Raw genomic sequence first — 15,434 nt, 5'->3', positions numbered from 1 at the left:
AAATCATGTTTAAGTATATAGTAAGAAGGATACTAAATTTGATACCAGTACTACTTATTATATCTATACTAATATTTGGTATTATAAAAATGGCGCCTGGTGATCCACTTAGCACTAGACTTGATCCAACATCTACAGCAGAACAAAGAGCTGCTGAACGTGAGAAGTTAGGGCTTAATGACCCAGTTCCGTTACAATATTGGAAATGGCTTACAAAATCGATAAGAGGGGATTTTGGAGAGTCAACTATGTATAGAAGGCCTGTTAAAGATGTTGTACCAAAATTCATATGGAATACATTCCTTTTAAATGTAGTGGTATATATAATAGCATTTTTAATTTCAATTCCTATAGGAATAGTATGTGCAGTTAAACAATATTCTAAAACAGATAACTTTTGGACAGTTTTTTCTATCATAGGAATATCTATGCCTAGTTTCTTCTTTGGACTATTATTAATTTACTTCTTTTCAGTTAAGCAAAATTGGTTTCCTATAAATGGTATGGTGACTCCAGGTAAAAATGCAGTAGGTTGGGCTAGAGTTACAGATATACTACATCACATGGTATTACCTGCTATAGTATTAACTATTGGTAGTATGGCAAGTTTGGTTAGGTATACAAGAACTAGTATGCTTGAAGTAATAAATCAAGACTACATTAGAACAGCAAGATCTAAAGGATTAAAAGAAAAAGTAGTTATTTATAAACATGCTTTTAGAAATGCACTGATTCCAATAGTAACTATTATAGGCTTTACTATTCCAGGACTTTTCTCAGGAGCAGTAATATTAGAAACTGTGTTTGTATGGCCTGGAATTGGAAATGTAATGATGGAATCTATTACTGCGAGAGATTATAATATGATGATGGCGCTTAATATGTTCTTTGCATTGCTTACATTACTTGGTAACTTATTAGCTGATATAGGATATGCATTAGTAGATCCAAGAATTAAAGTAGATTAATGGAAGGAGGGCAATAAGTGACTGAAAAAAATTTAGAAGTTGAAAAAAAACCAATAAATATAAATGATAGTGAGGAAGAACAAGAAATATTATCACCTTGGAAGATGTTTGTTAGAAAGTTTAAGAAAAATAAAATTGCAGTTGCAGGGCTTATTATATTTATAATTATGATTTTATCTGCATTACTTGCTCCAATTTTAACACCTTATAATCCATATGAAATGGATTATTCAAAAATAAATCAACCACCTTCTAGTGAACATTTGCTAGGAACTGATGAAGTTGGAAGAGATTATTTGACTAGAATATTATACGGTGGAAGAGTTTCTATGAAGGTAGGGCTTTTTGCTGTTATTATAGAGATTATTATAGGTGCCTTAGTTGGAGGATTAGCAGGATATTATGGTGGTTGGGTAGACAATCTTCTTATGAGGCTTGTTGAAATATTTATGTCCTTCCCATTTTTACCACTAGCTATTACTATTTCTGCTGTCATAGGTACTAAGGTAGAGCCTCAACAGAGAATGTATATTGTAATGATGATTATAGGACTTTTAAGTTGGCCAGGTTTAGCAAGAATGATAAGAGGACAAATTCTTTCATTAAGAGAACAAGAGTTTATACAAGCAGCTAGAGCGTTAGGTATAAGGGACAGTAAAATTATATGGAGACATTTAATTCCTAATACAGTAGGATATATTATAGTTAGTGCTACATTGGGAATGGCAGGAGCTATAATGAGTGAATCAGGATTGTCATTCCTTGGTCTTGGGGTTACACCTCCAACGCCAACTTGGGGTAATTTAATACAAAATGCTAGAGAAGCATATATATTAAGAAATCGTGTATGGCTTTGGTTACCTCCAGGAGTATGTATATTTTTAGCGGTAATGAGTATTAATTTGTTTGGTGATGGATTAAGGGATGCTATAGATCCTAAGTCTAAATGATAGGAGGATAGAAATATGGATAAGCTGTTAGAAATAAAAGATTTAAAGACGTATTTTTATACTGATGATGGAATAGTTAAAGCTGTAGATGGTGTTAATTTTTCAGTTGAATCTGGGAAAACAATAGGTATTGTAGGAGAATCTGGTTGTGGCAAGAGTGTAACAGCTATGTCTATACTGCGTCTTATACCTGATCCTCCTGGCAAAATTGTAAATGGAGAAGTACTTTTTGATGGAAAGGATCTTACTAAAGTTTCTGAGGATGAATTAAGACATATTCGTGGAAATGATATTTCTGTTATTTTCCAAGAACCTATGACTTCATTAAATCCTGTATTTACTGTGGGATATCAAATAATGGAAGCGTTAATGCTTCACCAAAAGTTAAGTGAAGGAGAAGCTAAGAAAAAAGCTATTGAAATGATAAAACTTGTTGGAATCCCTAGAGCAGAGAAAATAGTAGATGAGTATCCTCACCAACTATCTGGTGGTATGAGACAAAGAGTTATGATAGCCATGGCATTATCTTGTCAACCGAAGCTTTTAATAGCGGATGAGCCTACAACAGCTTTAGACGTTACTATTCAAGCTCAGATATTAGAGCTTATGAACGAACTTAAAAATAAATTGAATACATCTATTATGCTTATAACTCATGATTTAGGAGTAGTAGCAGAAATGTCTGATCACGTAATAGTTATGTATTCAGGAAAGGTTGTAGAAGATGCACCGGTAGATGAATTATTTAAAAATCCAAGACATCCTTATACAATAGGTCTTATGAATTCCATACCTTCTTTAATTGAAGAAGGGGAAAGGCTTGAAAGTATTAAAGGAGCAGTTCCAAATCCATTGTATCTACCAAAAGGTTGCTATTTCCATCCAAGATGTAAATTTGCTACAGATGAATGTAGAAACGGACAACCTGAATTAAGAGAAATTGCACCTGGACATAAAGTAAGCTGTTTTAGGGCAGAGGAGGTGACTAAGTAATGAGTGAAGTAATACTAGAGGTTGAAAATTTGAAGAAACATTTCCCTATATATAAAGGTGCTTTTAGAAAAAAAGTAGGGGATGTAAAAGCGGTAGATGGAATTTCTTTTAAATTAAAAGCTGGAGAAACTCTAGGCCTTGTAGGAGAATCTGGATGTGGAAAATCTACTACTGGTAGGACTATATTAAGACTTTTAGAGGCTACGGAAGGTAGTGTTAAATATAAAGGTAGAGATGTATTAAATGCACCAAAGGACGAAATGTTAAAATTAAGAAGAGAAATGCAAATAGTGTTTCAAGATCCATATAGTTCTTTAAATCCAAGAATGACGGTTTCTAGGATAGTAGGTGAAGCTTTAGTAGAGCATGGTCTATATAAGAAAGGAAAAGAATTAGAAGATTATATAACAGAAGTTATAACTCAATGTGGATTAGCAAATTATCATATCAATAGGTATCCTCATGAATTTTCAGGAGGACAACGACAACGTATAGGTATTGCTAGAGCTCTTGCTTTGAATCCATCTTTTATAGTTGCTGATGAACCTGTATCTGCTCTTGATGTGTCTATACAATCTCAAGTAATAAACTTGTTAACAGATTTACAAAGGGAACGTGGAATATCCTATTTATTTATATCTCATGATTTGGGAGTAGTTAAATATATAAGTCATAGGGTAGGAGTTATGTATTTAGGTACTTTAGTGGAATTGTCTGAAAAGAATGCGCTATTTGATAATCCTAAACATCCTTATACACAAGCACTTCTTTCCGCAATTCCTGTACCAGATCCAACTAAGAAGATTAATAGAATTTTATTGAAAGGAGACATTCCAAGTCCTGCAAATCCACCGTCTGGTTGTAAATTCCATACTCGTTGCATGTATGCTAAGGATATATGTAAGGAACAAGTGCCAGAATTTAAAGATTTAGGAGGAGAACATTTTGTGGCGTGTCACTTCGCGAAATAGGAAGTCTATTAAAGAAAGAGGAAAGAAACTAGAAAAATCTATAGAGAAAAAACATGAACAGGAACCTTTTGAATTTACTAATACAGATATTGTAGCTATGATTATTGCTGCATTTCAGATATTACTTCCTATACTGTTTGTGGGAATAGGCCTATTTGCATTGATTACATTTTTATTTACAAATTTCTTTATGAAATAAAATATTGAAGTTTATAAAAGGAGTTGCAAAATCTATTGCAGCTCTTTTTTGAATCTGATATAATACTCTAAATTAGCATGATAAATGAGGTGAGTTCATGGCTCTTTTAGAAGATAAAAAAATGAGCAAAGAAATATTCACACTAGCATTACCAGCAATATTTGAGATGTTACTTCATACGTTGGTATGGACTTTTGATACAGGTATGGTAGGAAGACTTACTCCAGAAGCTATATCATCAGTTACTTTAGGAGCACAAATAATGTTTACTGTAAGCAATGTATTTGGAGCGTTAGGTGTAGGCACAACAGCAATGATTTCTAGAAATATTGGAGCTATGAATACAGAAAGAGCAGAAAAGGTAGCAGTTCAAGCTCTTAGTTTAGGTATTATAATTAGTATGATTGTTGGAAGTGTAGGAATTATTTTTTCAAAGAATATATTTTATAGATTAGTTGATGATATTGAGGTTGTAAAATTAGGAACAGAATATTTAAGGATAGTATTTCTTGGAGCTTTTTTTCTTATCCCAACAATGATAGGAAATTCTATTTTAAGAGGAGCAGGAAATACTTATATTCCTATGATTTCAGCAGCTACTGCCAATATTTTTAATATAGTAGGAGATTATGTACTTATATTTGGAAAGTTTGGATTTCCAAGAATGGAGACAAAAGGGGCTGCAATAGCTACAGGTTTTGGACAAGTAGTAGGAGCAATTATTACTTTTTATTATCTATTTAGGAAAAATCCTTATATTCAGGTAAGAATTAAAAATTTGTTTAAATTTAATGGAGAAACCCTTAATAGCTTAGTTAATTTAAGTTTTCCAGCCATATTAGAAGTTTTTATGAATGAAGGTAGTAGATTAGTATCTTCTTTTTGGATTGCTCAACTTGGAACTATAGCTTATGCTAGTCACTCTATTACTGTAGCAGCAGAATCTATTTCTTTTATGCCAGGTTATGGTTTTGCTATAGCAGCAACTACACTAGTAGGACAAAATTTAGGTTCGAAAAATGTGGACAGGGCAGAAAAAAGTGTGAAAGCTTCCACATATTATGCCATACTTCTTATGGGGATAGTGGGAATGTTATTTTTTATAGTTCCATATCCTATAATGAGACTATTTAGTTCTGATAAAGATACAGTACTATTAGCTTCAAAATGTTTGAGAATTGGAGCTTTTGAACAAATTCCTACTGCCATAGGTATGACTTTGTCTGGAGCATTAAAAGGAGCGGGAGACACAAAGGGACCTTTTAGAATATCTCTAATAACTAATTTTTTAGTTAGATTGCCTTTAATATTTTTAATAGTATATGCATTTAAACTGCCCCTTATTTATATTTGGATTGCTACGAATATTCAATACTTAGTGGAGGCTATTTTAATGTATATAAGATATAAAAAAGGATCTTGGAAAGAAATTTTAATTAATTAAAAAACATAAAAACATATTGACAAGATATTAAAAAATGTTATAATAATAAAGTAAGTTTTCAAAAACACTTATATGCGGGAATGGCGGAATTGGCAGACGCGCTAGACTTAGGATCTAGTGTCATTGACGTGGGGGTTCAAGTCCTCTTTCCCGCACCAAACAAACCAGTGGTTAAGCCATTGGTTTTTTTAATATTTTATAAAAAATATATATAATTGAAAAGAATAGAATCATTGGATATACATATTTTTTATGATATAATTTTAATGATATATAATACAGTGGCAAAAAATGAAAATAAATAAAAAGAATTTAAGGAGGCAAAACATAATGAACGCTGTTTTAGAAAAAAAAGAAAATAACAAAGCTACCTTTACAATTGAGATAGGTGAAGATAAATTTGAAAAGGCAATTCAAAAATCTTACTTAAAAAATAGGAATAGATTCAATATTCCAGGATTTAGGAAAGGAAAAGCTCCAAGAAAGATAATAGAAATGAACTATGGAGAAGAAATTTTTTATGAAGAAGCATTAAATATTATCTTACCAGAAGCATATGAATCTGCTATTGATGAATTAGAACTTGAACCTGTTGAACAACCACAAGTAGATATTGAAGAGCTTGAAAAAGGCAAACCAGTAGTGTTTAAAATTGAAGTAACTGTAAAGCCTGAAGTAAAATTGGGAGAATATAAAAGTATAGAAGTTGAGAAAGTAGAGTATAATGTTAAAGATGAGGATGTAGAGAAGGAATTAAATAGCATCCAAGAAATGAATGCAAGACTTATAGATGCATCAGATAGAGAAATTAAAGATGGAGATATTCTAAATATTGATTTTGAAGGTTATATAGATGAAGAAAAATTTGAAGGTGGAACTGCAGAAAACCAACAATTAGAAATAGGATCTAATAAATTTATACCAGGATTTGAAGAACAACTTATAGGTAAGAAAAAAGGCGAAGAAGTAGAAGTAAAAGTAAACTTCCCAGAAGATTATTTTGAAGAAAGTTTAAAAGGAAAAGAAGCAATATTTAAAGTAACTATTAATGAGATAAAAGAAAAAGAATTACCTGAGTTAGATGATGAATTTGCAAAAGATGTTAGTGAATTTGATACTTTAGATGAATTTAAAGAAAGTATAAAAGAAAAACTTGAAAAAGATATGAAAAATAAAGAAAAAGTTGAACAAGAAGGAAAAGTTATTGACAAAGTAGTAGAAATGTCAGAAGTAGATATTCCAGAAGTAATGGTAGATAACCAAATTCAAAATGAAATGGGTCAACTTGATTATAGTTTAAGAATGCAAGGACTCTCAATAGATCAATATTTTGAACTTACAAATACTGATATAGAAGATTTTAAAGAACAAATAAAACCAGAAGCAGAAAAAAGGGTTAAAACTGAATTAGTACTAGAAGAAATAGCAAAGGTTGAAAAAATTGAAGTAGAAAATGAAGATATTGATAAAGAATTAGAAAAAATGGCTGAACAATATCAAACTGAAGATGTAGAGAAGTTTAAAGAGGATATGAAAAAAGGCGATTTAGAATATATTAAGACGGGTATAATTAGAGATAAGACAATTGAATTGTTGATGGCAAATGCCAAATTTATATAAGTAGATTTTAGGAGGGGATTGGAAATGGCTTTAGTTCCAATGGTAGTTGAGCAAACTAATAGAGGAGAAAGATCCTATGATATTTATTCAAGACTTTTAAAGGAAAGAATTATATTTCTTGGTGATGAAGTTAATAGTGTTACAGCAAATTTAGTAGTTGCACAACTTTTGTTTTTAGAGGCAGAAGATCCAGATAAAGACATTCAACTATATATAAATAGTCCGGGTGGTTCAGTAACATCGGGATTTGCTATATATGATACAATACAATATATAAAACCTGATGTTTCCACAATATGTATAGGAATGGCTGCTAGTATGGGAGCATTTTTACTTGCTGCAGGCAAAAAAGGTAAGAGATTTGCTCTTCCAAATGCTGAAATAATGATACATCAACCATTAGGAGGTACACAAGGTCAAGCAGAAGATATTAGAATTCATGCTGAAAGAATAATAAAAACTAGGGAACAAATAAATACTATATTAAGTGACAGAACAGGGCAACCATATGAAAAAGTTGCTAAGGATACAGATAGAGATTTCTTTATGTCTGCCGAAGAAGCTAAAAAGTATGGTATAATAGATGAGGTATTTGAATTTAGAAAATAACTTTAAGTGAGGTGTCACAATGGCAAGATTTGACGAAAAACAGCTTAGATGTTCTTTTTGCGGAAAACCTCAAGAACAAGTAAAAAGGCTTATAGCAGGTCCTAATGTCTATATATGTGATGAATGTATAGAATTATGTCAGGAAATAATAGAGGAAGAGTTTGAAGATGCTTTTGAATATGAAGCAGATGAATTACCAAAACCTGTTGATATAAATGATACACTTGATGACTATGTTATAAAACAAGAAAGAGCAAAGAGATCTTTAGCTGTAGCTGTTTATAATCATTACAAAAGAATAAATAGAAAAAGCACTCAAAATAGCGACATAGAGTTGCAAAAGAGTAATATAGTTATGATTGGACCTACTGGTTCAGGGAAAACATTACTTGCTCAAACTTTAGCTAAAATATTGAATGTACCTTTTGCTATTGCTGATGCTACATCTTTAACTGAAGCAGGTTATGTAGGGGAAGACGTAGAAAATATTATATTGAAACTTATTCAAGCAGCTGATTATGATATTGAAAGAGCTGAAAAAGGTATAGTTTATATAGACGAAATAGATAAAATAGCAAGAAAGACAGAAAATCCATCAATTACTAGAGATGTAAGCGGGGAAGGCGTACAACAAGCGTTATTAAAAATACTAGAAGGTACTATTGCAAATGTTCCACCGCAAGGAGGAAGAAAACATCCACATCAAGAATTTATACAAGTGGATACTACTAATATATTGTTCATTGTTGGAGGAGCTTTTGATGGTTTAGATAAAATAATTGAAAATAGAACTGGTAAAAGTTCTATGGGATTTGGAGCAGATGTTCAAAGTAAAGAAGAGTTAAATATTGGAGAACTTCTAAAGGAAATCCAGCCAGAGGATTTACTTAAATATGGTTTAATCCCTGAATTTATAGGAAGATTACCAGTCATAGTTACTTTAGAAGAGCTAGATAAAGAAGCTTTTGTAAAGATTTTAACAGAACCTAAAAATGCATTAGTAAAACAATATAAAGAATTATTTGCAATAGACGGAGTAGAGCTTGAATTTGAAGAAGAAGCATTAGAAGCAATTGCACAAAAGGCTATAGATAGAAAAACAGGTGCTAGAGGGCTTAGAAGTATACTAGAAGAGTCTATGCTTGATATAATGTATGAAATTCCATCTAGAGATGATATAGAAAAATGTATTATTACAAAAGATACTATTATAAAAAAAGCTAAGCCTAATCTAGTATATTCAGATGTGAAGAAAAAAAACAAAACTAAAAAATCTGATAAAAGGGAAACAGCATCCTAAAAAAAGGCTCACGCAAAAGTGAGTCTTTTTTTACTTCACTATTCTTTAGTTTTCTGATAATATAAGTAAATGATACAATATTTATTTAAGAGAGTAAATTTGAAAATACTTGAAGATGATTTTATATAAAAGGAGTGACAGAATGAGTATAGATCAATATAAATCAGTTAAGAAGAATATCCCTTTGATTCCTCTTAGAGGGATGTCTGTTTTTCCTTATATGGTAATACATTTCGATGTTGGTAGAGAGAAGTCTATAAATGCATTAGAAAAAGCAATGATAGAAGATTCTTTGATTTTTCTTTGTTCTCAGAAGGATGCCACAATAGATGAACCAACATCAGAAGATTTTTATCATATTGGTACTGTATCCAAAATAAAACAAATGCTAAAACTTCCTGGAGGAAGTATTAGAGTATTGGTAGAAGGATTAAATAGAGGAAAAATATTGGCAATAAATAAGGATGAATCTTACTTAGAAGCAGAGATCGAAGAGATGGTATATGAACCAGAAGAATTAGAAAAAGATGAAAAAATAGAAGCGGCTATGCGATTAGTATTAAAGGATTTTGAAGAGTATATAACTTTGAGCAATAAGGTATCGCCAGATTTAATTTTGACGGTATCAGAAATAGAAGATCCAGGTAGATTTGCAGATGTTATAGCTTCCTATATATATCTTAAAGAAGATGAAAATCAAAAAATATTAGAAGCTTTTAATTTCTATGAAAGATTAGAAATACTTCATGGCATATTACAAAAAGAGATTGAAATATTAAAAATAGAAGAACAGATAAATCAAAGAGTGAAAAAACAAATTACTAAAGTTCAAAAGGAATATTATTTAAGAGAACAGATGAAAGCTATACAAAGTGAATTAGGAGAAGAAGATGAATTAATAGAAGAAATTGAAGAATATAAGTCAAAAATAGAAAAAATAAAAATGCCTGAAGAAGTAAAGCAAAAAGCATTAAAAGAAATTAATCGACTTTATAAACTATCCCCTAATTCAGCAGAAACAGGGGTAATAAGAACATATTTAGATTGGATAGTAGAATTGCCTTGGGACAAGGAAACAAAAGATAAAGTAAATATAAAAAAATCGAGAGATATATTAAATAATGATCATTATGGACTTTATGATGTAAAAGAAAGAATATTAGAGTATATAGCTATTAGAAAACTAACAAAAGATATGAAAGGACCTATATTGTGTTTAGTTGGACCTCCAGGAGTAGGTAAAACTTCAATAGCTAAATCTATTGCCAAATCTTTAAATAGAAATTTTGTTAGGATGTCTTTAGGAGGAGTAAGAGATGAGGCGGAAATAAGAGGACATAGAAGGACTTATGTAGGAGCATTGCCAGGTAGAATAATAAGTTCTATAAAAAAAGCAGGTTCTAAAAATCCAGTATTCCTATTTGATGAAATAGATAAATTGAATAGTGATTTTAGAGGAGATCCAGCAAGCGCTTTATTAGAAGTATTAGATCCAGAACAAAATAATACATTTACAGACCATTTCTTAGAAGCACCTTTTGATTTATCTCAAGTTTTTTTCATAACTACAGCCAACACAACTGCTACAATTCCTAGGCCATTATTAGATAGAATGGAAATAATAAGAATCTCAGGATATACAGAAGAGGAAAAACTACAGATTGGACTAAATTATCTATTACCTAAACAATTAAAAGAACATGGCTTAAAAGAAAATAACTTAGAGCTTTCAAAAGAAGCTATAAGAGATATAATAAATAATTATACAAGAGAAGCAGGGGTAAGGGAATTAGAAAGAAATATTGCTAATATTTGTAGAAAAGCTGCAAAGAGGATAGTAGAAGAAGATGTAAAAACAGTAAGAGTAAATAGGGGTAATTTGGATAAATATTTAGGAGGAGCAAAATATAGATATGAAATGGTAGGTAAAACTCATGAAGTAGGAGTGGCAACAGGACTTGCTTGGACTACTGTTGGAGGCGATACATTATCTATAGAAGTTAATTGTATGAAAGGTACAGGTAAAGTGCAACTTACAGGTCAACTTGGTGATGTAATGAAAGAATCAGCTATGGCAGGATTATCTTATATAAGATCTATTTCTGAAATATTAGATATTGAAGAAAATTTTTATAAAGAAATGGATATTCATATCCATGTACCTGAAGGAGCTATTCCAAAAGATGGACCATCTGCAGGAATAACTATGGCTACAGCAGTTATTTCAGCTTTAATGAATAAGCCTATAAATAAAGATGTAGCTATGACAGGAGAAATAACTTTAAGAGGAAGAGTTCTTCCAGTGGGTGGTATTAAAGAAAAAGTATTGGCAGCACATAGGGCTGGAATAAAGAAGATAATTCTTCCTTATGAGAACAAAAAAGATTTAGAAGAAATTCCGTCTAAAGTTAGAAAGAAAATTGAATTCGTATTGGTTAAAAAAATGGATGATGTACTAGAACACGCTTTAGTTGAAGAGGATGATGAAAATGAAAATCACTAGTGCTGAGTTACAGACTATAGCTGTTGATAAAGAAAAATATCCTAATGATAATATATTTGAAATTGCTTTTGCTGGCAAATCTAATGTAGGAAAATCATCATTAATAAATACATTAGTTAATAGAAAATCTTTAGCAAGAACTAGTGGAAAACCTGGAAAAACACAAACTCTTAATTTTTATAATATAAATAATGAATTTAGATTTGTAGATTTACCAGGCTATGGGTATGCAAAAGTATCTAAAAAAGAACGAAAAAAATGGGCAGATATGATTGAAGAGTATTTACATTATAGAAAAAATTTAGTAGAAGTAATTCATGTCATAGATATTCGCCATGAACCAGGAGAACATGATAAATTGATGCATGAATGGATAAAGTATTATGGATTTAACGGAATAGTAGTAGCTACGAAAGCGGATAAAATATCTAGAGGACAATGGGAGAAGCATAGAACTATTATTCAAAAAAAGTTAAGTATAGAGAACAAACAGCTAATAATTCCTTTTTCATCACAGAAAAAAATAAATGTGGATGAAGTATGGAAAGTTATTGAGAAAATAATTGAGATAAATAAAAGTCAGCAACCTTAAAAGGTTGCTGACTTTTAAATAAATATTATTCTTCTTTTTCAAATAAGTCTTTAGTTGCTCCACAAACAGGACATACCCAATCTTCTGGTAGATCTTCAAAAGCTGTGCCTGGTTCTATACCGTTATCTGGATCGCCAACTTCTGGATCATAAACATAGCCACATGGTACGCATACATATTTGTCCATAACGTATTCTCCTTTCATTTATGTACTCATAAGCAATATTACCCAAGTAATTTTGCTTTTAAACTACATATAATATAAATATCCAAAAAACTTAATTTTAAACTAAAAAATCTTTGTTTTCAGTAAATATTAGTTTTGTTTTTCAAATAAATCTTTACCTACTCCACAAACAGGACATACCCAATCTTCTGGTAGATCTTCAAAAGCTGTGCCTGGCTTTATACCGTTATCTGGATCACCAACTTCTGGATCATAAACATAACCACATGCTGTGCAAACGTATTTACTCATATTCATTCTCCTCCCATTTTTGTGAATTATCACTATTAATTAAATAGTTATACTTTGAATTTCTTATATATATATTATAATATAATATATTGAGTATTCAAGTTTTTAGTACTAGATTAAAGGTTTTATTAATGGGTATCATATTATTAACTAAAATAAAATTAATATATAAAAATTTTAATAGATGGATGTGATTTAATTGTCCTTTAAATTTGATGGCTCAGTTTGTAGCGACTTACATGTAATCAAAGATTTTATAGATAATGTTTTAGAAAAATTAAATGGAATAATTGAAGATGAAACAATTATGTTTGAAATTAAACTTATTCTTAATGAGTTAGTAGCTAACGGAGCTATACATGGAAATGCATATGATAGGGAAAAGTTAGTTAATCTTTCTGTAGAGGTGCTTGAAGATCTTATTAGGATTGAAGTAACAGATGAAGGCGAAGGGTTTGAATGTGATTTAAAATCCTATGATCCTTTAGCATTAAAATGTAGTGGAAGAGGTCTTGTTATTGTGAATGGATTAAGTGATGAATTTTACGTAAAGAAGAATAAGATAGTATCAGTTAAATATCTATAATAAAATTTCTATGAGTTATCTATGAGGTTTTAACTATAAAAGGTATAGAATATGATAAATTAAAGTATTGAAATAGTATTTATGTAAAATGTATAGTTAAGTGGAAATCGATATCATAAATTGTTAATATTTTATATTTAGATTTCAAGTAATAAAGGTAATAAATTGTGTTATAATATTAAAGTGTGTTAAGATAAAGATTAAAATAAAAAATGAAGTAAATATTTATATACAATAGCGGAGAAAATATCTCCGTTATTTAATTGATTTTTGTTGTTTTTGTGATACAATTATTTTGTCAAATAATGACTAAATATTATTTTTGAAAATAGGAAGTGGGATAAAATATGGATAAGAAAATAGATACTGTAAGAAATGTTGCCATTGTCGCACACGTAGACCATGGAAAAACTACATTAGTAGATGCACTTTTAAGACAAAGTGGTATCTTTAGAGAAAATCAATTAGTTAAAGATAGAATAATGGATTCTAGAGATATTGAGAGAGAAAGAGGCATTACTATACTTTCTAAAAATACAGCTATACATTATGGTGATACAAAGATAAATATAGTAGATACTCCAGGCCATGCAGATTTTGGAGGAGAAGTTGAAAGAGTTTTAAAGATGGTAAATGGTGTAGTATTACTTGTAGATGCCTATGAAGGCCCTATGCCTCAAACAAAGTTCGTGCTGAAGAAAGCTTTAGAGTTAGAATTGCCTGTTATAGTGTGTATAAACAAAATAGATAGAGAAGGGGCTAGACCTAATGAGGTTATAGATGAAGTGTTAGATCTATTTATAGACTTAGGTGCAAATGAAGAACAATTAGAATGTCCTTTTATATTTGCTTCCGCTAAGGATGGTATTGCAACATCTGATTTAAATGAACCTAAACAGGATATGAAAGATTTATTTGAAACAATTGTTAATTATATTCCAGCTCCAGTAGGAGATGAGGAAGGTCCATTACAAGTTTTAATTTCAACTATTGATTATAGTGAATATGTAGGAAGAATTGGTATTGGAAAGATAGAAAGAGGAACTATTAATCTAAATCAAGAGGCGGTTATAGTTAATAGTGAAAATGGAGAATCACCTAAAAAAATTAAAATAACTAAGATATATGAATTTGAAGGATTAGATAGGGTAAATGTAGAAGAAGCTAAGGTAGGAAGTATTATTGCTGTAACAGGGGTGGAAGGAATCCATATAGGAGATACTATATGTGATTTAGAATGTCCTGAAGCATTACCATTCGTAAAGATTTCAGAACCTACTTTATCCATGACATTTTCTGTAAACAACAGTCCTTTTGCAGGAGAGGAAGGGGAATATCTTACTTCAAGACATTTAAGAAACAGACTATATAAAGAATTACAAACAGATGTTAGCTTGAGGGTAGAAGATACAGACTCTACAGATGCGTTTAAGGTGTCTGGTAGAGGTGAACTCCATCTTTCAGTTTTAATTGAGACTATGAGAAGAGAAGGATATGAATTTCAAGTGTCAAAACCAGAAGTTTTGTATAAATATATTAATGGGAAGAAAAATGAACCGATGGAGTCTGTAACTATAGATGTACCAGAAGAGTTTGTAGGAATAGTTATTGAAAAGTTAGGAAAAAGAAAAGGTGAATTAACTTATATGGCTGAAGCCAATGGAGGATATTCTAGACTAGTATTTTCTATTCCAGCTAGAGGGCTTATAGGTTATAGATCTGAATTTATGACTGATACAAAGGGAAATGGTATTTTAAATACAGAATTTAATGGCTATGCACCTTATAAAGGTGATATACCTACGAGAACTCAAGGTTCTTTGATATCCTTTGAAAAAGGAGAAGCAGTTGCCTATGGACTTCATTCAGCCCAAGATAGAGGAATACTGTTTGTTGCCCCTGGCACTAGAGTATATGAAGGAATGGTAGTAGGCTCAAATCCAAAAGGGAACGATATTGAAGTTAATATATGCAAAAAGAAACAACAAAGTAATGTAAGAGCATCAGGTTCAGATGAAGCTTTGAGGTTGTCTCCACCTAAGATAATGTCTTTAGAAGAAGCTCTTGAATTTATTGAAGATGATGAGCTTATAGAAATCACACCAGAAAATCTTAGAATTAGAAAAAAGATATTAGATAATACAAAAAGGTACAAATCAAAGAAAAGAAAGTAAAAAAAGGAGCATTTAAAATGCTCCTTTTTAAAAGTAAGGAATATAGA

The 15,434-nt window shown here is 30.8% G+C and carries 15 protein-coding genes and 1 tRNA gene; 14 read left to right on the top strand and 2 right to left on the bottom strand.

Annotated features, from left to right (window positions below; translation table 11 throughout):
* Positions 1 to 5 precede the first annotated feature (5 nt).
* From FYJ27_RS00705 to yihA, 12 genes are all read left to right on the top strand, one after another.
* Positions 6 to 968 (top strand): ABC transporter permease, encoded by a 963-nt coding sequence (locus FYJ27_RS00705; protein WP_154481581.1) that lies wholly within the window; start codon positions 6 to 8, stop codon positions 966 to 968.
* A 17-nt stretch (positions 969 to 985) separates the two neighbouring features.
* Positions 986 to 1,918, top strand: a complete 933-nt coding sequence (gene opp4C / locus FYJ27_RS00700; RefSeq protein WP_326831016.1) for an oligopeptide ABC transporter permease — start codon at positions 986 to 988, stop codon at positions 1,916 to 1,918.
* A gap of 15 nt (positions 1,919 to 1,933) precedes the next feature.
* Positions 1,934 to 2,911 (top strand): ABC transporter ATP-binding protein, encoded by a 978-nt coding sequence (locus tag FYJ27_RS00695; protein ID WP_154481578.1) that lies wholly within the window; start codon positions 1,934 to 1,936, stop codon positions 2,909 to 2,911.
* On the top strand, positions 2,911 to 3,882 hold the full coding sequence (locus FYJ27_RS00690; protein ID WP_154481575.1) for an ABC transporter ATP-binding protein: 972 nt from the start codon (positions 2,911 to 2,913) through the stop codon (positions 3,880 to 3,882). The genes FYJ27_RS00695 and FYJ27_RS00690 overlap by 1 nt, the downstream gene beginning before the upstream one ends.
* Complete coding sequence (locus FYJ27_RS00685; protein WP_154481572.1) at positions 3,857 to 4,081, top strand: hypothetical protein; 225 nt, start codon at positions 3,857 to 3,859, stop codon at positions 4,079 to 4,081. Before FYJ27_RS00690 ends, FYJ27_RS00685 begins: the two co-directional genes overlap by 26 nt.
* A gap of 97 nt (positions 4,082 to 4,178) precedes the next feature.
* Positions 4,179 to 5,525 carry an MATE family efflux transporter gene (locus tag FYJ27_RS00680; protein ID WP_154481569.1) on the top strand — a complete coding sequence of 449 codons (1,347 nt, stop codon included), beginning with the start codon at positions 4,179 to 4,181 and terminating at the stop codon, positions 5,523 to 5,525.
* Between the two features lie 74 nt (positions 5,526 to 5,599).
* Positions 5,600 to 5,683 (top strand) — tRNA-Leu (locus FYJ27_RS00675).
* 172 nt (positions 5,684 to 5,855) lie between these two features.
* On the top strand, positions 5,856 to 7,145 hold the full coding sequence (gene tig / locus FYJ27_RS00670; protein ID WP_154481566.1) for a trigger factor: 1,290 nt from the start codon (positions 5,856 to 5,858) through the stop codon (positions 7,143 to 7,145).
* A gap of 24 nt (positions 7,146 to 7,169) precedes the next feature.
* Entirely contained in the window at positions 7,170 to 7,754 is a 585-nt protein-coding gene (gene clpP / locus FYJ27_RS00665; RefSeq protein ID WP_154481563.1) for an ATP-dependent Clp endopeptidase proteolytic subunit ClpP, read from the top strand.
* 19 nt (positions 7,755 to 7,773) lie between these two features.
* Entirely contained in the window at positions 7,774 to 9,054 is a 1,281-nt protein-coding gene (gene clpX / locus FYJ27_RS00660) for an ATP-dependent Clp protease ATP-binding subunit ClpX (protein WP_154481560.1), read from the top strand.
* A 142-nt stretch (positions 9,055 to 9,196) separates the two neighbouring features.
* Entirely contained in the window at positions 9,197 to 11,557 is a 2,361-nt protein-coding gene (lon, locus tag FYJ27_RS00655) for an endopeptidase La (protein WP_154481557.1), read from the top strand.
* Positions 11,544 to 12,149, top strand: coding sequence for a ribosome biogenesis GTP-binding protein YihA/YsxC (yihA, locus tag FYJ27_RS00650; protein WP_154481554.1), 606 nt, complete (start codon positions 11,544 to 11,546; stop codon positions 12,147 to 12,149). The genes lon and yihA overlap by 14 nt, the downstream gene beginning before the upstream one ends.
* 25 nt (positions 12,150 to 12,174) lie before the next feature.
* Here yihA and rd (FYJ27_RS00645) read toward each other — a convergent pair whose 3' ends face one another.
* Together rd (FYJ27_RS00645) and rd (FYJ27_RS00640) are read right to left on the bottom strand one after the other, a co-directional pair.
* A complete protein-coding gene (rd, locus tag FYJ27_RS00645) occupies positions 12,175 to 12,336 on the bottom strand; it encodes a rubredoxin (RefSeq protein ID WP_075052110.1) in 162 nt (53 codons plus the stop codon).
* A 129-nt stretch (positions 12,337 to 12,465) separates the two neighbouring features.
* Entirely contained in the window at positions 12,466 to 12,627 is a 162-nt protein-coding gene (rd, locus tag FYJ27_RS00640) for a rubredoxin (RefSeq protein ID WP_154481551.1), read from the bottom strand.
* A gap of 199 nt (positions 12,628 to 12,826) precedes the next feature.
* Between rd (FYJ27_RS00640) and FYJ27_RS00635 the strand changes: the two genes are divergently transcribed.
* Positions 12,827 to 13,213 (top strand): ATP-binding protein, encoded by a 387-nt coding sequence (locus FYJ27_RS00635; RefSeq protein WP_154481548.1) that lies wholly within the window; start codon positions 12,827 to 12,829, stop codon positions 13,211 to 13,213.
* A 347-nt stretch (positions 13,214 to 13,560) separates the two neighbouring features.
* The gene (gene typA, locus FYJ27_RS00630) at positions 13,561 to 15,387 is read left to right on the top strand and encodes a translational GTPase TypA (protein ID WP_154481545.1); all 1,827 of its coding nucleotides are present in this window, start codon (positions 13,561 to 13,563) and stop codon (positions 15,385 to 15,387) included.
* The last annotated feature ends 47 nt before the right edge of the window (positions 15,388 to 15,434 follow it).

The sequence above is a fragment of the Anaerosalibacter bizertensis genome, from assembly GCF_009696605.1.
Classification (GTDB): domain Bacteria; phylum Bacillota; class Clostridia; order Tissierellales; family Sporanaerobacteraceae; genus Anaerosalibacter; species Anaerosalibacter bizertensis.
This window is presented reverse-complemented; position numbering and strand designations above follow the sequence as displayed.